Source organism: Bacteroides sp. GD17 (assembly GCF_038448625.1).
Classification (GTDB): Bacteria; Bacteroidota; Bacteroidia; order Bacteroidales; family Bacteroidaceae; genus Bacteroides.
The window spans coordinates 1-18245 of sequence record NZ_JBCEZS010000007.1 but is presented as its reverse complement, the minus strand read 5'-3'; the positions used below and the strand labels follow the sequence as shown (position 1 = coordinate 18245).

General features: G+C 45.8%; 14 protein-coding genes and 1 pseudogene. 1 reads left to right on the top strand and 14 read right to left on the bottom strand.

The window, feature by feature from the left end:
• Nucleotides 1-91 precede the first annotated feature (91 nt).
• The 6 genes from AAE250_RS12540 to AAE250_RS12515 form a co-directional block, all read right to left on the bottom strand.
• Complete coding sequence (locus AAE250_RS12540) at nucleotides 92-1480, bottom strand: family 16 glycoside hydrolase (protein WP_294600246.1); 1389 nt, start codon at nucleotides 1478-1480, stop codon at nucleotides 92-94.
• 30 nt (nucleotides 1481-1510) lie between these two features.
• A complete protein-coding gene (locus tag AAE250_RS12535; RefSeq protein ID WP_294600245.1) occupies nucleotides 1511-2404 on the bottom strand; it encodes a sugar phosphate isomerase/epimerase family protein in 894 nt (297 codons plus the stop codon).
• A gap of 27 nt (nucleotides 2405-2431) precedes the next feature.
• Nucleotides 2432-3298 (bottom strand): 3-keto-disaccharide hydrolase, encoded by an 867-nt coding sequence (locus AAE250_RS12530; RefSeq protein ID WP_294600243.1) that lies wholly within the window; start codon nucleotides 3296-3298, stop codon nucleotides 2432-2434.
• A gap of 40 nt (nucleotides 3299-3338) precedes the next feature.
• Entirely contained in the window at nucleotides 3339-4805 is a 1467-nt protein-coding gene (locus AAE250_RS12525) for a Gfo/Idh/MocA family protein (protein ID WP_294600242.1), read from the bottom strand.
• A gap of 14 nt (nucleotides 4806-4819) precedes the next feature.
• A complete protein-coding gene (locus tag AAE250_RS12520; RefSeq protein ID WP_294600239.1) occupies nucleotides 4820-5905 on the bottom strand; it encodes a Gfo/Idh/MocA family protein in 1086 nt (361 codons plus the stop codon).
• A gap of 170 nt (nucleotides 5906-6075) precedes the next feature.
• On the bottom strand, nucleotides 6076-7779 hold the full coding sequence (locus AAE250_RS12515; RefSeq protein WP_294600237.1) for a DUF6377 domain-containing protein: 1704 nt from the start codon (nucleotides 7777-7779) through the stop codon (nucleotides 6076-6078).
• 558 nt (nucleotides 7780-8337) lie between these two features.
• Between AAE250_RS12515 and AAE250_RS12510 the strand changes: the two genes are divergently transcribed.
• Entirely contained in the window at nucleotides 8338-10230 is a 1893-nt protein-coding gene (locus tag AAE250_RS12510) for a PAS domain-containing sensor histidine kinase (protein WP_294600235.1), read from the top strand.
• A gap of 90 nt (nucleotides 10231-10320) precedes the next feature.
• Here AAE250_RS12510 and AAE250_RS12505 read toward each other — a convergent pair whose 3' ends face one another.
• The 8 genes and pseudogenes from AAE250_RS12505 to AAE250_RS12475 form a co-directional block, all read right to left on the bottom strand.
• Nucleotides 10321-10785 carry a TspO/MBR family protein gene (locus AAE250_RS12505; protein ID WP_294600233.1) on the bottom strand — a complete coding sequence of 155 codons (465 nt, stop codon included), beginning with the start codon at nucleotides 10783-10785 and terminating at the stop codon, nucleotides 10321-10323.
• Nucleotides 10782-10847, bottom strand: a pseudogene (locus AAE250_RS23635) (DUF4113 domain-containing protein); the annotation flags it as partial. The pseudogene AAE250_RS23635 and the gene AAE250_RS12505, both read right to left, overlap by 4 nt.
• Nucleotides 10848-11226: 379 nt before the next feature.
• A complete protein-coding gene (locus tag AAE250_RS12500) occupies nucleotides 11227-11928 on the bottom strand; it encodes a LytR/AlgR family response regulator transcription factor (RefSeq protein ID WP_294600231.1) in 702 nt (233 codons plus the stop codon).
• 22 nt (nucleotides 11929-11950) lie between these two features.
• Nucleotides 11951-13018, bottom strand: a complete 1068-nt coding sequence (locus AAE250_RS12495; RefSeq protein ID WP_294600228.1) for a sensor histidine kinase — start codon at nucleotides 13016-13018, stop codon at nucleotides 11951-11953.
• Nucleotides 13019-13037: 19 nt separating this feature from the next.
• A complete protein-coding gene (locus AAE250_RS12490) occupies nucleotides 13038-14258 on the bottom strand; it encodes an ABC transporter permease (protein WP_294600225.1) in 1221 nt (406 codons plus the stop codon).
• Between the two features lie 24 nt (nucleotides 14259-14282).
• Nucleotides 14283-15029, bottom strand: a complete 747-nt coding sequence (locus AAE250_RS12485) for an ABC transporter ATP-binding protein (protein WP_294600222.1) — start codon at nucleotides 15027-15029, stop codon at nucleotides 14283-14285.
• A gap of 29 nt (nucleotides 15030-15058) precedes the next feature.
• Complete coding sequence (locus tag AAE250_RS12480) at nucleotides 15059-16279, bottom strand: efflux RND transporter periplasmic adaptor subunit (RefSeq protein ID WP_294600220.1); 1221 nt, start codon at nucleotides 16277-16279, stop codon at nucleotides 15059-15061.
• A gap of 318 nt (nucleotides 16280-16597) precedes the next feature.
• The gene (locus AAE250_RS12475; RefSeq protein ID WP_294600218.1) at nucleotides 16598-17998 is read right to left on the bottom strand and encodes a TolC family protein; all 1401 of its coding nucleotides are present in this window, start codon (nucleotides 17996-17998) and stop codon (nucleotides 16598-16600) included.
• Nucleotides 17999-18245: the final 247 nt, after the last annotated feature.

The following is an 18245-nucleotide window of genomic DNA, read 5'->3' as shown; positions in this document are numbered from 1 at the left end:
ATTTAGTATCTTTATGTACGATAAATGCTTTGAAAAAAAGAAAAGAGCAACCACCGGGCTGCTCTTTTCCATTCTATCATTACCTTCAAGTCTATAGCTTGATCTTAGGCTTATACATGTCTTGTGCGGTCAGACCACATTCCTTCTTCATCCGGATGGCATACTCCAGCTTCCCTACTTCCGGCTTTACGTTATTGGAACCAAAGGAGAACTTGAGCCCCGCTTCTTTGGCTTTCATAATAATAGCCTTGCTCGGAATCTGATAAAGCTCGTTTATCTCCAGCACCTTGCCGCTTTTCTTCAAAGCGCTGATGGCTCTGTCTACGCGTTGCTCTGTCCAGAACTGATCGTATCTGTCGTTCATCGACGTAGGCAGGAAGAAAGGATTTACATAAATGTCGGCAGGCTCCTTGAACACATCGCACATTTTGTCTACGATCAAGTCCATGTACTCCTGCTCATTGTCAATAAATACCTCGTCGTCTATCCAAAGGCGGACACGTCTTCCTTTCTTGTCGGTGAAAGTCAGCGCATCGGTAAAGACAAAGTCGAACTCTTTTCTGGCAGCCTCCGAAAAGGTAGTAGGCCATTCTCTGCCTTCACCTTGCATGGCAAGGATGAAAGGTTGCGAACGCATGGAGTCCAGGAAACAATAGACTCCGGCATCATCCGTTATCGGGAAACCTATACCGCAGTTGGGAGCTATGACGTAGTTGATGCCCAGCCTCCGCGACTGCTTGGCGGCGACCTCTTTGGTGAGGCCGCCCTTCAAGTGTACATGATAATCCAGAACCGGAAAATCTTCCTGATGAAGCTTGATGATGTCATCCGTCTGCTCATCACCTGCCAAGGCAAGTTGAGCGGATACATCGATGCCTTTTCTGTCGAGCGTCTCGATGGAGATGTTCTTAAACTCAACACTCCCCTCTCCATTGCTTGTGAGTTCAATGGTTCCTTCCGACAAAAGGGCTTTCTCATTGGGAGAGATCCGATACGGATGCTGCGGTTCTATGTATTCTACTACCGGTTCGCCGTTCACGCATATAGTAACTGCCTGCCCTTCAACACGGATATCCATATCGAACCATTCGTTCTCTTTTACAAAACTCTTGGTCAGATTGCGGACTGACAACAGACTGCCGGTCTTCTTCCACCAGACGGGAGTAGTGTTGTCGTTGTCGATGGCAACGCGATACCCTTTTTCCGAGTCGTCTGTATGAAAGCCTATATAGCCTGTTCCGCCGGGTGTGGTACGCGCCCGCAGATGCAAATCAAAATCTTTATAACTGCTGTTCTTCAATACAGCCCGGGAATCGGGCCCGGACAATATCAGCATGCTATCCCTTACCATGACATTACCCGATGTCTGCCAGTCATCCAGATTGGCTCCGTCGAATAATTCCCTGTTGGGGGAAGTGCTGCTGCATGAACCCAGCAGAACAAGGCTACATGCCAGAAATATAGTTGTCAATCTATTCATTGGTTTATCTGTTAAAGCGGATTTAAAGACTTACTTGCTGTAGCTTGCTTTTACAAAAGGTGCCTTCAGCAAGTAGTCTATACTGGCCTTTACACTCTCTTCTACCGGCAGGTTGTATCTTTCTACCTCGACTACGATGTTTTCTACACCCGCTACCTTGGTATTGTTGAAGATAGCATCGAAGCCCACCATACCACTTTGGCCGATCTCACGATCGTCTTTGATGTGCAGTATATGGAAACGTCCCGGATACTTCTTGAAGTATTCTACCGGGCTGTTCTGGCCTCTTACTACCCAATATACATCCATTTCGAAGAAGACGTATTCAGGGTTGGTGTGCGTAATCATATAGTCGTACATCGTTTGGCCTTCTACTTTCTCGAATTCGTGCGAGTGATTATGATAGCCGTACTTCAGTCCGTTGGCTTTGCATCTCTTTCCAATTTCGTTGAAGTAATCGCAATATGCCTGGAGTTCTTTCAGCGTTTTGGGAACACCAAGATACGGCGTCACGATGTAGGACATGCCTGCTTCTTTATGATCTTTGATAGCCTGATCCCACCACTTCAGTGATTCGCTGAAGTCTCCGGAAGCTATTTCTGCTTCAGACAGTCCCTTGCCGGTGTGAGAAGACAATACTTTCATTCCGGCAGTTTCGATGTCTTTCTTGAAATCCTTCGGAGTGCGACCATAGAACTTGCCATTGTTATAGTTGGCTGCTTCGACAGCAGTATATCCCATGTTTGCCAAGTTCTTCAGAATTTTTGTATACGTCTTGTACTTATCGGGCTGGCTTACGTCGCCACCGATAAGATCTCTTACCGAATACATCTGCACTGCAATGTCTTTTTTCTGCGCCTTCAGCGAAGTAGGCACTGCAATGATGCAGGCGAGGAGAAAAATGAATAATGCTTGTTTTTTCATGATAACTGATTTTAATTTGATGATTTCTTAGTCCAGAATCTTGATGCGTATGTTACGGAACCATACATCATCTCCATGATCCTGGAAAGCAATGTAACCTTCGTGGTTAGGACCACCTACATTGTTCAGCAGTTCGAATGCGAGCGGCCAGTCTTTTTGGCTGAACTTGCTTGCCTGCAACATATCGGTCCACTTTTGTGTCCAGAGGTGATATTCCACAACGTTTTCATCATTCTGTCCGTGAATCACTGTTCCTTTGTATACCATTATTTTGGCTTTGTTCCATTCACCGTAGGGTTTTGCGTTCTGCGGTTTGGCCGGAATCATGTCGTAGAGAGACATGGACTTACGGTTGCCGTCTTTACCCAACTTGGCATCGGGATGGTTTTCGTTATCCAGCACCTGAGCTTCGGGAGCAGAGATATAGATCGGTTCCAGTCTCATCTCACCGGTGGTAGGGTCTTTGGATTCAACTTCCTGAGCCAGATACAAAATACCTGAGTTACCGCCTTTGGAGATTTTCCACTCTACTTCCAGTTCGAAGTTCTTGAATTTGTGTGCAAATAGCAGGTCGCCGCCGTCACCCTCCTGGGCTTCACCGCCTCCTGAACCGTTGAATTTTATAGCGCCGTCTTCTACAGTCCATTTAGAAGGAACATAGTCTTTGCCATATCCGCGCCAGCCTTTCATCTCTTTTCCGTCGAACAGTACGATATAGCCGTCCTTATCTGTCGGATATCCGGCCAGGTCTACCTGAGGGTTGTCCAATACTTGATATTCCGGCATAGCTGCCGTTTCTTCAGCACTTTCTGTCTTTGCTGTTTTTCCGCCACAAGAAGTTATAACTCCCGAAAGTAGGATGCATCCGCATGCATATAATAATTTGTTATTCATGACTATTTAATTTAAAGTGATTGTTAATTATTTAAGTTTGTTATGGCATATCGGGCAATTTCCAGCCGTCACGATATGTGTGCTTGATAAGCTCCTGGGCAAATGCCTGTGCATTTACCGGATCGGTCATTGCCTTGTCGAATGTAGGATGTCCGTCCTTGATATGGAATCCATCCTTTATCACGGTACGTATGGTAGCAGCAGGATCGATGTTGGTGAAACGCATGTTTGCACCGTCCCAATGCAGTTCCTGGTTGAGGGATTGCAGTCTGATTCCAAGTACTCCCATAACCACCATTTCGTTGAACGGGCCTGCTTCGCTGAAAGGAGATGCTGTCTGAACGCGGTTTGACGCACTTTCTTTACATGCACGTACCCAGTCCATCTGATGAGAAGTTTCAACTTTTCTCAATACCTCAGGAGTGTTCGGAGTTCTTCCCGACAACAGCCATGGATCGGCACCGTAGCAACCGCAAATCAGTGTATCTTTGGTTCCGTGGAAAATAACGCCACCACCTTGGTTATTCATATCTCTTCCTGCAGGGAATCCTTCGGGACGCATCGGCTTCAATCCTCCGTCGTACCAATAAACTTCAACTTCGGGCATGGCAACCTTCGGAAGGTTGGGGCGTGCCGGGAATGTGAATTTAATGGATTGTGCATTCGGAGCACAGTCTGTCAGCAACAACGTTGAGCTGCCTTGAACCTTGCTGGGATATCCTAATTGCAGGCCTTTGAATACGGGATGCAGAATGTGGCAAGCCATATCGCCCAACGCACCTGTTCCGAAGTCCCACCATCCGCGCCAGTTCCACGGAGTGTAGATGGAGTTATATTCACGCTGTTGGGCCGGGCCGAGGAATAAATCCCAACTCAATGCACTGGGTACCTTTTCCGCTTTTTCGGGGCGGTTCAAGCCTTGAGGCCATATCGGGCGGTCGGTAAAGGCTTCTACCTTGGTTACTTCGCCAATTTCACCGTTCCATATCCATGAGCACGTCTTGCGCACTCCCTCACCTGATGAACCTTGATTACCCATTTGAGTAGCCACTTGATATTTATCAGCCAACTTGGCCAGCAATCTGGATTCGTATACAGTATGTGTCAACGGTTTCTCTACATACACATGTTTCCCCATAGTGATGGCTTGTGAAGCAATCAGGGCATGCGTGTGGTCGGCAGTGGCTACCATGACCGCATCGGCAGATTTGCCCAGTTCGTCGAACATCTTCCGGTAATCACGATATCTTTTCGCATTCGGATACTCTTTGAAAACATGGTCGCTGTATTTCCAGTCCACGTCACAAAGTCCGATGATGTTTTGTGAGTTCATGTCCCGCAATACTTGCGCACCACGTCCTCCTACTCCAACACCGAGGATGTTGAGTTTGTCACTGGGGGGCACATGACCGAATGATTTACCCAGAACTGTGTTCGGGACAATCGTAAGCCCTGCTATTGCAGCTGCTCCCGTCTTTAGAAACTTTCTTCTTGTAAAATTTGCCATAACTTTAATTGATTTTAAACAATAATATACTTAGAACGCAACAATCCATATCCGTTCTTCATGGTTTTTCTTCTTTGCAATATTTCATCGAGAGTCTGCGTGTTGCCGATAGCCGGAAGATCCTTGTTCCGGGCATCTTCGAGGAACTTCCATGCATATTCGGAAGCTATTGCAGAATCACGTAATGTAGGCAAGTGCGGGTCTCTGATTCCCGACTCAACCGAGTCGGCAAACAATCTGCACAGCACATCTATATTTTTCCCGCCGAAAGGCTTTTCTTCACGGATGGTCTGGGAGATTCCGTGAAGTTCGACCACAGCAGTCTTGAAATCATGGGTCATGCGTACAATTCCTTTCGTACCTATTATATCAATGTATGAATTATGCGTCTGCACCTGCGAAAGTTGTCCGTACACATGTCCTTGGGTAATATCAAAGACAACTCCGTTTTCGAAAGTGCCGTGGCATTGCAAATACCATGGGTCTTTATAACTCCACATTCTTATTGCTTGTGCATTCCACGTTTTAAAATCACATCCGGCGTACCACCTGGCAATGTCTACGTAGTGCATGCCGCAATCATGGAACGAGGGGCCTTCATATTCGTGTCCTTCGCCCGGAGCAAGCCCGGGAGTAAGGTGGCATACCCGTATGATGGCCAATTCTCCAATTTCACCTTTGGCTATACAGTCTTTAATGAAATTGTGATACCAGGAATTGCGAAGGTAAAGGTTAGTAGTAGAAAAGAGATTTGTATTTTCGGCTGTTCTTACAGCTTCCCATTCTTTTTCGATAGTATCGGCGATAGGTTTCTCACTTATTATATGCTTTCCGCTTCGGATCGCTCTTTCAATCTGTTCCTTTCTTGAGTCGGCAAGGGCAAAGAGTCCGACAACTTGTACTGTTTCGTCATCAAGTATTTCCTGCTCGTCCTGCACTACTTTTGAATACGGCGACAATCGTTTTGCAAGTTCGCGGCTCCTGGGGTCTTTGTCACATATATATGCTATCTCCCACCTTCCGCTCTTTTGCATTTCTTCAAGATAAAATCTTCCCATTCGGCCGAAGCCTATCAGTCCAACTTTAATTATAGTATGCATGTTATTCGTGTTATTAAATATAGGTTATTTTTAATCGTTTGCCAGATATAAGAATCAAACTTTTTTCCTCTTCACAAAGTTAGGATTAAATAAAACCTTTCAAAAGCTTAAACCTAATTATGTAGAATGATAAAATGCTCTACTAATTGGTTATCAGAATAATATGCTTTTTATTCGTCGTTTTTTTGTAGATGACTTGGAGCGCTTTTCCTGCCTATACACATGATTAGTTCCTCAAATTCGTCCCGCTTTTCGGCTGCTTTGTTCCTCATCTTTGTACGATAGTTATATATTGTACTCATCGAGCAGCGTAAAAAGCTGGCTATTTTGGCACTATCCGTTATACCCAAACGGAATAATGCATATATTCTAAGTTCTTTGTTCAGAAGGTCGCCTCTTTTCAAGATAATCTTTTCATCATCGACGAGCAAGTCATTAAATTCAGAAACGAATGTAGGGTATAGGTTCAGGAAGATCTTGTCGAAATGGGAATATAGTTCTTCCAACTCATTATCGATAATTGAGGTGGACTTCAGTCTGTTTATCAGTTCATCGTATTGTTTGTTGATTCCAAGCTTATACAACGTTCTGCGGTACTCTTCCATTTTATCAATGTACGTGGAGCAGATGTCGAAGAACTGTGCAATATACTGTTCTTTGACGATGCTTGACTCAGATAACTCCACATAGCGGTCTTTCAGCATGTCGTTTTTGTCATTCAGCTCACTGTTGAGTTCATTCAGCTTGTTATTGGTATGGGAGAGCTCTTCTTTTATGACCGAAACTTTGTGCATCTGTTTATAGATGTAAGCCACCAATATAATCAGGAAAAGTGAGAGGAAGCTTATCAACGTCAGGTATGTTTTCAGTTTCTTGTTTATTTCGCTTTCCTTATTTTGGTATGAGGCGTTGATGATAGAGTAGAGTGCCGAAATTTGGGTCGCTCTGAACTGAACTCCGGAGAATAGGGCATCTGTAATGGCGAATTGGGAGTATTTGAAGGCTTTTTCGATATCTCCGTCATTATAATATATGATTGCTAGTCGCTGGAAAGAAGCATTCTCTTTTATGGAGTTTTTTATATCGGCAATGGCCGACAGCATGTGGAATATCTTTTCTTGTTCCGGCTCACCTTTCATCTCACTGATATTTCCAAGGTAATGTGCGATTATGGCATATCGGGGAGTTTTTGTTTTTTCTTCCTGAAGCAAGGCATGCAATAACTCTTCTGCTTTGGTCACTTCTTTCAAATCTACGTATCTATGCACTAAATTGATTTTATATTCGAAGGAAGCGGGATTGAGTACAATGAGCAGTGAGTCACGATATCTTTCCATTTGTACTGAATACTGGGGTTGGTTGCTGATGGTTGAATAGTGCTCGAAGAAGCGCAGGTATGCTTCATAATAATCGGGAAGAATTTGGGGAGAAAGCTTGTCGGAATGACAATGTTTCAATATATCTTCCGATTCACGAAATCTTCCGGAATAAGAATATAAGCAAGCAAGGTTTATATCTGATATGGCTTTCAGCTGCGGATCCTTCATGATTTTTGTAATCTCAATGACCCTCTCTGCATAGTGTATGGCAGAATCCAGCCGGAATTTCTTATATTCATCGGATAGCTTTCTATTTATTTCATATTCATATTCCAGCGAATTACCTTTCTTGTTGAGTAGTTTTTTGAGACTGTTTATTTCCAGCTCTTTTTGCTTTATATATTGCTCTTTATTGTTCATTACATAATCAAGAGAGTCTGATACAGACTTAAGGTTTTCTTTTCCATACAATGATGCGGAGAATACGAGGAGTAGCAACAAAGTGATGTAACTTTGCTGGAATATGTTTCCTTTATATTTTGTGGTTAACTTCATAGCCTTTTTTTGCGTTATGCACAAAGATAGCAGTTTTTCTTTAATTAAGATTGACTTCTATTTTATGTCTTTTATCTAATATTCGTTTTGGATGTCTTTTTGTGCTCTATAACATAAAAATGCACTCTAGCTACGCTTAGTTAGAGTGCATTGCAAGCAAACAAACAAAATGTTCCCAATCTTCTCAGATTAAAAACCGAATTAGAATAATACATTATATAGATTATATATAATGGAGCTTTATTCTGCTGCAAAAGAAATAATTTCTTAAAGACGTTTTTAATATCATGGATAATTGTTATTAAAAATAATCTTCAAACTTATTAAAAATAGTACTACATATTGATATTCAGGTTCTTGTGTGCTTTGTCTTGAATTGGGTGGTATATATAGTTTATTTGTCTGTAGTTTCTCGGCTGTAAATGATAGATTATAAGCAATATAATACTTTTTTTTATATCATGAAGGACTATTTTTAATAACAAAAATTTGTATGATATTTTATGCCTTATATATTCTTTATCTTTGTAAGCTAAATGAATTTAATATTGAATAGGTATGGCTTTTTCTAGTTTTAGAGAAGAAGAACGTTGGCGTAATCTTTCTGCACTTGTACGGGTAGGTTGGTGGGAAGCGGACTTCTCTACTCGTCGTTATCTCCTTTCTGAATTTATCTATAAGTTGCTGGGAATCTCCTGTAATATTATAAGTTTTGACGATTTCTGTCAGAACGTGGCTGAAGATTACAAAGATCGCATTAATATGTTGGCTACTATCTGCCCTAATGGAATGGAGGATGTGAGCTTTCCGCTTCATACAGTGGAAGGTGTGGTTTGGGTGAAACTTCTTGTGGGCGAGCGGGAAATTCAGTCGGATGGAAATCTGTTGTTGCGTGGTACTTTGCAGTGTATCAACGAGCCCGATAAAGCAGAATTGGTGTCGGTTAATTATGAACGGGATCGTACTAAAATACTGTTAGATAATCTTTTTGAACACATTTTGACTGGTGTGGAAATATACGATACAGACGGTATCATGCTTGACATCAACGAGCGAGACATGAAAATATTTGGTATTTCCACGAAGGCCGATGTGGTGGGAATCAACCTTTTCGATAATCCAAATTTACCGCACTGGTTCATTGAAAAACTAAGTATCGAAGGTAAGGCGGAGGCATGGTTGGACTATTCTTTCTCTACTGTGGATAATTACTATCATAGCGTGAAGAATAATTTTATCAAGATATATTGCCGTATCAGTAAGGTGTATGACAGTATTGGTAACTTTCTGGGGTATGTGTCTATCAATTCTGATAACAAAGAATTGGAGAAGGCGCAAGTACGCATCAGTGAGTTCGAAACCTTCTTTTTGATGATTTCGGACTATGCCAAGCTAGGTTATGGTAAGTTGAACCTGGTAGATATGAAAGGGTACACCATAAAGCAGTGGCACAAGAACCTGAGCGAGGCTGAAGATTTCTTGCCGGAGCGTTGTGAGGAGATGTATCCTAACCTTTATCCCGAAGACCGCTGTGAGGTGCAGGAGTTTATAAGGCAGGTTAAGGAAGGTACGGCAAAGAGGTTTACGAAAGAGGTGCGCGTGCGGCGGCTTGAAAATAGCGATGAGTGGAAGTGGATACGTTTGGTACTGATGGTGACCTGTTACCAACCGGAAGAAGGAGTCGTAGAGCTGTTGGGTGTGAACTACGATGTAACGGAGTTTAAGAATACTGAGGCCAAACTGATCATTGCCAAGGAGCAGGCTGAGGAGTCCGATCGCTTGAAAAGTGCATTTTTGGCTAATATGAGTCATGAAATACGTACGCCACTCAACTCTATCGTGGGTTTCTCAAGTTTGCTGGCAGAAGAGGAAGATCGGAAGGTATGTCGAAATTATATGGAAATCATTGAAAGCAATAATAACCTACTGCTACAACTTATAAACGATATTTTGGATTTAGCAAAGATAGAGGCGGGAATTTACGACTTCGTATTGAAAGAGGTGGATGTGAACCAGTTGTGTAGCAATATTGTGTGTAGCATGAAATTAAAAGCTTCTGCGGGTGTTGAAGTGGTTTTTGACCGCCACTTACCACAATGCACTATTGTAAGCGACTACAACCGTTTGCAACAAGTTCTCTCTAATTTTGTGAATAACGCCCTCAAGTTTACTGCCAGAGGAAGTATACGTGTGGGGTATGACCGTATGCCTACTGGCAAGTTGCGTTTTTACGTAACGGATACAGGGGTGGGTATCCCCCTTGATAAGCAGAAGGATGTCTTCAGTCGTTTTGTCAAGTTGAACAGTTTTATGCCTGGTACAGGGCTTGGTCTCTCCATCTGCAAACGTATTGTTGAGCATCTTGGCGGGATTATTGGCGTGGAGAGTGAACCGGGTAGGGGAGCTTGTTTTTGGTTCGAACTGCCGGTAGTCGAGAAAAATGGACAATAAAAAATCACTTTGGTAATATTGTTTGTCATAATGACCTTTGGCTAATTTACATTCTTTAGTTTGTGCATTATACAATGAAAACACATAGTTTTAATTATTTAGTAGAATGTAACCATTTAGATATGTTGCAAAATAAATCCAAATGATATAAGGTATAAATAGTAATGAACTTGCTTTTCTTATAGGATAGCTTCTGACAGCATATAATGTCACACAAATGTCAATGATAATAATATCTATAAACCCTAATAAGGGGTTTCGTAAATAGAAGAACAGGATGCTCCATGCAAAATTGAAAATTAGCTGAATGCTGAACAGGTTGCTGAGTTCTTTCTTCTTTTTTGCCTCTGAGAGAAGAATCATTCCGATAGATATTCCCATACAGAGGTAGATAATGCTCCACGCAATAGGAAATACTATGTTTGGAGGTGTTAAGGCAGGTTTGTTGAGAAAAGGATACCATGTTTTAATAGCATCCGCCTGAAAGTAACTTGCGGTCAATCCGACAAAGAAACATATCAATATCGGAAAAATTATTGCTGCTGTTTTTCTCATGTTTTTATTTGGATTATATCATTTAACTTTGTTGTATAACAAGGGGAGAACTGTTCTTGTTTAAGATTTCACTTTTTATTTCTTCCCTGTATTGTCAAGACTTGCCAAATCGGATATGTTCTCAACTATGACACATCCGTCCGTTATTTGATAATATGACAATTGGCTTCCCGTTGAGCGATGGGGTGAGTTGTGAAGTGATGGAAATCCGCTTTTTCCGTAAGTAGCTGATAGATTGAAAAAAAGCACTTCCTATCGTTCGCTTACGGAGGAAGTGCTTCACACAAAAACTAAACTAGACTTAACTAAACTATTCTATTGGGGGAGTTTCACAACTCCTATCTGTTCGATGCAAAGATAAAAAAAGATCTTTTAATGTGCAAAGAATTGTATAATAAATCGACGGTTTTTTTAATTTTATCGACGAATTAGAGAGATTCCTTAGCTCCGCTGGTCTAAAAACTCCTGAAATACTTGTTTGTAACTATCACTTATCGGGATATAATTCTTTCCGAATACGATGCGTCCACGATCGATGATGCGTATTTTATCCTTTTGAACAATATAAGAACGGTGAACACGCATGAAGCGTGAAGTAGGCAGAAGCTCTTCCATTGCCTTCATGCTCATTAATGACAAAATGGGTTTGGGAGAATCTTCCTCGTAGATTTTGATATAATCCTTCAATCCTTCTATGTATAGAATTTTATTTAGCTCTATTTGTACCAGTTTATAGTCGCTCTTTACAAAGATGCTTTGGATCTCCTCTTTGGGCTGTTGCAATAATTCAAACCATTGTACAGCCTTGTTGGCTGCTTGTAGAAAATCTACATAAGAAATAGGCTTCAGCAAATAGTCCAGGGCATTGACTTTGTAGCCGTCTATGGCATATTGGCCGAAAGCTGTGGTAAAGACAATACGCGTGTTGGGATCTACCATTTTGGAGAACTCAAGCCCATTCAGTTCCGGCATCTGAATGTCGAGGAAAAGCAGGTCGATATGCTTTTCCGGTAATTCTTTCATGGCTTGCACGGCACTGGAATACTTTCCGGTCAGTTTCAGAAACGGGGTTTTATGGACGTAGCTTTCCAGAAGGCCTAAAGCCAGAGGTTCATCGTCTACGATGGCGCAATTCAGATTCATGATGTTGAATATTTAAGGGTAATTATACCTTTATCACTAAAACCGATTTATACTCTTTTCCGTCTTCGCTCACTCCCTGTTGCCAGTTGTAATGACCGGGATAGGTCAGATCGAGGCGTTTTTGTACTTGTTCCAGGCCGATGCCGCTTCCACTTTTATCGGTTTCACTTTTGGGGTGGTAACTGTTACTGATTTCGCATCGCACCTCTCCGGGACTTTCGCTGAAGTGAATACGGATGAAGCTAGGTTCGGTAGGGGAGATGCCGTGCTTAAAGGCATTCTCTATGAGGGAGATGAAGATGAGCGGAGCTATTTCCGTGCGGCTGTCCGGTCGGATGTCGATTTGTGTTTCGACGGTGACATTGGAGGACAGACGGATACGCATCAGTTCGATGTAGTTGCGGATGAAGTCCATCTCTTTGTCAAGGGTGACGAAACTTTGCTGATTGTCATAGAGCACATGGCGGAGGAGACGGCTTAACTCTTGAACGGCAGCTTGCGCTTTCTCCGAATCGAAGGCGATAAGGGCATAGATGTTGTTCAGCGTATTGAGCAGAAAGTGAGGATTGAGCTGGTTGCGCAGATTCTTCAGTTCGGCTTCCGTGCGGTTCTTTTCGGCTTCGCGGCGGGCGGCATCCATTTGTACCCATCGGCCACTCATTTTGATGGCGGCGCTTAGTCCTACGGTCAGTACCATGGAGAAGACATCACGTAGGATAAAGATCCATTTGGGCGGTCCCATGTGCCTTCCACCTTTATCGCCGCTACCTTTGGCGTACGTCTGGAATGCATACTCCTGCCACAGATGCGCACCGGCGGCAACGCACAGTATCAGCAATGCATTCAGCAGCAGATATTGCCTGATGCGTCCTTCGAACAGATATCGGGGAACCAGGAAACAATAGTTCACGTAGAATACAATAAGGAAGGAGAGGGGGATGATACTGCCATGGCGCAGATAGTCCATCCAAGTGATGGTAAAGCCGCTGCGCGTCATCATCAGGAAGGGGAAACCGAATACGATTCCCCAGCCGATAACGTGTATCAGCACTTCGACAAGGCGGGAACGGGAGTTAGGAAGCTGTTTCATAATGATGCAAAGATAATATTTATTCGTATCGTATCGCCTCTATCGGGTCCAAATCTGCTGCCTTTTTGGCGGGATACCAGCCAAAGAACACACCGGTCACCGTACATACGGCGAATGAGAGGAATACACTCCAAGCCTGGATAAAGATGGGCCAGTGTGCTACACTCTTCACGATCCAGCTGGCGCCGCAACCGATGATGACACCGATGATGCCTCCGGTGATACTGATAAGGATAGCTTCTATCAGGAACTGGCTCAGAATATCTACGCCACGGGCACCGACGGACATTCGCAGACCGATTTCGCGCGTGCGTTCCGTTACCGACACGTACATGATGTTCATGATACCGATGCCGCCTACTACGAGCGATATACCGGCGATGCAGGCAAGCAGCGTGGTCATCAGATCAGTGGTGGAGTTCAGCATGGTACTGAGTTCCTGCTGGCTGCGGATGGTGAAGTCGTCGTCATCGCTTTCTTTCAACTTATGATTCCTTCGCAGTACCTCGGTGACTTCCTCTGTTGCATTGTCCGTCATGTCTTCGGTGAGGGCAGAGGCGAAGATACCGCTGAGGTAAGTCTGTGCCAGCAACCGCTTCATCACTGTGCTGTACGGGGCAAGCACGACGTCGTCCTGGTCCATACCCATGGAGTTGTAACCTTTCGATTTGAGTACGCCTACCACACGGAAAGGAACCTGGTTGAAACGAATGATACGTCCTACGGGGTCTTCGCCTCCGGGAAAAAGATTATCCTGAATGGTCTTTCCTATGACGCAGACTTTGGCCGAGGTCTGTATGTCGGCTTCGGTAAACATCTCTCCGTTCTCTATGCTGAGCTGGCGGATTTCGAGATAATCGGTACCTACACCACTCACGGACGAGGGGTAATTGTTGTTGCCTGCGATGAGCTGTCCGCTGGAGGAGACGTTGGGGCTGACGGCAGCGAGGAAGCTTGTTTCGTTACGCAGGGCTTCGTAGTCGGCCAGTTTCAGCGTCTGCATGGCGCTGGGGTCTTGACGGACGCCTCCACGCATATCCGCTCCGGGGTGTATCATTATCATGTTAGACCCCATTTCGGAGATCTGCGCCTGGATGCTCTTCTTCGAACCTTGTCCGATGGCAAGCATCGTGATGACGGATGCCACACCGATGATGATGCCCAGCATGGTGAGGAAAGCGCGCAGCTTGTTGTTGTTCAGGGCGCGCAGGGCTATTTTGAAAAGGTTTGTTCCGTTCATATATATATATATAATAAGGTGTAATTAGTCTTCCTCCTGTTTGGGTAATGCAGCCAATGCTTCGGCGGCATTCAGAATGTTACTGTTGATACTGTCGTCCTTGATTTGCCCGTCGCGCAGCACGATGTTACGGCTGCTGTACTGGGCAATCTCAGGATTGTGGGTTACGAAAATGATGGTACGTCCTTCGGCATGCAGCTTCTGGAACAGAACCAATATATCGAAAGATGTGCGTGTGTCGAGGTTACCTGTAGCTTCGTCTGCCAGGATAACGGCGGGATTGTTTACCAGGGCGCGGGCGATGGCGACGCGCTGCATCTGTCCGCCGGACATTTGGTTGGATTTGTGTTCCAGGCGGTCGCCCAGGCCGACGGCTTGCAGGGCTTCGATGGCACGTCGGCGGCGCTCGGAGGCGGAGACGGCAGAGTTGTACATCAGCGGAAGCTCTACGTTTTCAACGGCGGTGGTCTTGGGCAGCAGGTTGTAGCTTTGGAAGACGAAGCCGATTTTACGGTTGCGCAGCACGGCACGTTGTGGCTTGCTCATGGTGCGCACGGAGATGCCGTCCAGGAAGTATTCGCCCTGGGTAGGGGTGTCTAGGCAGCCGAGGATATTCAACAGCGTCGACTTTCCCGAGCCGGAGGTACCCATAATGGTGACGAATTCGCCTTCATTGATGGTGAACGAAACGCCGCGCAGGGCGTGGACTGTTTCGTCTCCCACCTGGAAGTTCCGTTTGATATTTTGGAGTTCAATGACTACTTTGTTCATAATGATTATATATTAGTGTGTATCAGGGCTTATTTGCTCTTCTTCTTATTGCTTCCCGGAGGGCCAGGCATGAAGGGACTCTTCTCGCCACTTTCTTGACTCATGGCTGCTCCGCCTTCGCCGCCGGGCATGCTGCCGATAGTTGCTTCGGTGATTACATTCGTCCCGGCAGTCAGTCCGCTGATGATTTCCGTATTGATGCCGTTCGAGATGCCTACTTCTACCGGGTGCGCGGTGAAGGTATTGCCTTCGCGTGTCCATACCTTGTGCTCGCCTTCGCAATCCTTTACGATATCATTATCTCCGATAAGCGGTTTCTCGGGAGTGAAACGCAGGGCGCGGGCGGGGACGCAGAGCACATCTTTGCGGTCGAGCGTATAGATGGTGACGTTGGCCGTGAGGCGCGGTTTCAATTTCAAGTCAGGATTGTGGGCGGAGATGACCACCTCGTATGTCACAACCGTACTCGATGTGCTGCTGGTGCTGCTGGAAGTTGCGTCGCCCAGGCGTATCTGCGTTACTACTCCTTCGAAGACGTCGTTCGGATAGGCATCTACGGTGAACGAGGCGCGTTGTCCTTCTTCCACACCACCTATATCGGCTTCGTCTACGTCGGCCACTACCTGCATCTGCGTCAGGTCCGCAGCGATGGTGAACAGTGTCGGCGTCTCGAAGCCGGAAGCTACCGTCTGCCCGGCTTCCACGTCGCGACTGATGACTACGCCGTCGATGGGCGAAGTGATGGTGGCATACGACAAGTTGCGTTCGGCCTTGGCCAGTGCGGCCTGGCTGCTTTCGTAGCTGCTCCGTGCCTTCTCGTAGTTGTAGACGGATTGTTCGTAGTCGGTATCGCTGATGAGTTGCTTCTCGTGCAAAGTCTTGTTGCGCTGGTAGAGCTTTTGCTGGTATTCGTATTCGGCTTTTGCGCCGTTGTAGGTGGCGCGTTGCGATGCCAGTTCGCTTTGCAACGTCACGCGATCCATTTCGGCAATGAGTTGGCCCTTCGTCACCACCGAGTTGTAATCCACATAAATTTTGTCGATGATACCACTGACTTGTGTACCTACTTCCACCTCCGTCACCGGTTCGATAGTTCCTGTGGCGGTGACCGACTCTGATATTTCGCCTTTGCTGGCGGTGGCGGTGACGTAAGTCACTTTGTGCTTGGCTTTAGCACCTCCGAAAAGCCATATCCCTCCGCCTGCTATTACGGCGACTATTATGGCTGTGAGGATAATCTTCTTCTTCATACTTATTAATATATTACATTGATATTCTTATTTCCTTAAATGAGAATTTACCAGCGTAGCGCTGGAGCAAGGTTTCCATTCGGATTACTTGCACAGCAAGCCTGAAGGGCTTTCATCTATCAGCCCAGGGCAACGCCCTGGGTTTAAGAACGTCCCCTCATCTTACGCCCTGAAAGGGCATAAGATTGTATAACGGGCTTTTGCCCTTTCAGGGCGCAGAGATAGGAGTGCATTATTACCCAGGGCGTTGCCCTGGGCTTATAGCTGAAAGCCTTTCAGGCTTGCTGCGCTGATGCTTTGCTGCGCTAAATTGTCATTTTACAACTCAATCCTTTCTCCCTGATAGAACCTCAGCAACTGTGCGTTCAGTATCGCCATATATTTGGCTTGCAACGTTTCCTGCTGTGCGCTGAGCAGATTGCTTTTTTCTGTCAACAGTTCTACGGTATTCTTCATCCCCAGGTTGAACTGCTCTTGGATGAGGTCGTAGCTGGTCTGCGTACTGCGAAGCTTCTCCACGGCGGCGGCGTAGCGTTGCTGTGCACTGTTGGCATCCAGCCAGAGGCCTTCGATGGTCTTGTACAGCGTCTTCTGCTCGTCCAGCAGAGACAGCTCGCTGGTTTGCTTTTGCAGTTTGGCTTTCTGCAGGGCGCTTTTCGTCTGGCGGTTGTTGAAGATGGGGATGCTCACGGTCAGTCCCAGCGAGTTGTTCCAGTTCTGTTTCACCTGCTCGCCGAAGGTGAAGTCGCTGCCGTTGGCATTGGTGGTTCCTATTCCCGCGCTGAGGCTCAGGGTAGGGATGTAGCCGGCACGGGCGATGCTGATGTCCAGCTCCGAAGCCTGCACGTCGAGTCTGCTTGCTTCTATTTCGGGGCGTAGGGCGAGGGCGGCGTGGAAGACATCCGTTTTGGTGGGCAGGGGAGACAGCACATGCTCGTCGCCCAGAGCGGGGAGGTAGAGATTCATTTCCGCTTCGCCGTCCAGTTCGAGGAGTTGCTTCAGTTGCAGTTTATAATCTTGCAGGGTGGCTTGTGCGGTCACCAGCTGATACTTGTCCGTACTGACTTGCGCTTCCAGTTGTGCCAGGTCACTCTTGGCGATGCTTCCGGCTTGCAGCAATGCCCGGGCGCGTTCACATTCCGCCTGACTCACTTCGAGGGTCGCTTCGTTCACTTTCACTGCTTCGGCTGCATAGAGAATCTGTACGTAGGTCTGTGCGATGCTCTCTTCGATGCTGTTTTCACTTTGCGCTACGTTGAGGTCGGCGATGCGATTGTTGAGCTGTTGCTGCTTCAGGGTGTTGATGCGTTTGCCGCCGTTGTAGAGGGTCCAGTTGGCGTCGATGCCGTAGCTGCCGTTGTATGAGGTTTTGCTTTGGCTGCTGGTGATGTTGTCACCGTCGATAATCGTGTTCGTTTCGCTGTAGGGACGGTTCACGATGCGCTGGCTCACGTTGGCCGAGAGGCTGGGGAAAAGGGCGGCACGGGCGGTTTTCACGTCTACTTCGGCACTTGCGGCGTTGAGGCGGTTCTTGCGGATGGTGATATTTTGTTGCAGGGCATAGTCGATGCAGGCCTGCAAGTCCCATTGGGCAGGGAGGCTGTCGTGCGGTGCATTCTCTTGCATGGCGGGTTGCACGTTGGCACTGTTTTGTGCGCCAAGCCACGTGCAGCTTGCCATGCAGAGCGTTATCACTGTCAATCTTTTTACGTTCATCATATTTTCGTTTTGCTATGGTTTTTACATTTGCAAATGTAGGGGGTGGGGAGGTGGTATGCAAAAACGATAGACGTTGGGGGAGTTTTCGTCGCCAAAAGTGCTTTTTCTATCGATGGACAGATAGAAGGACGTAAAACGTAAATATTCAGGAGATTATGAAGGGGGAAGCGTTCATTAAACGTTCGTTTTTTGAACGCCCACAAAGGTAATGTTTTTTCTCGGTTAATCATACATATCAATGACTTTT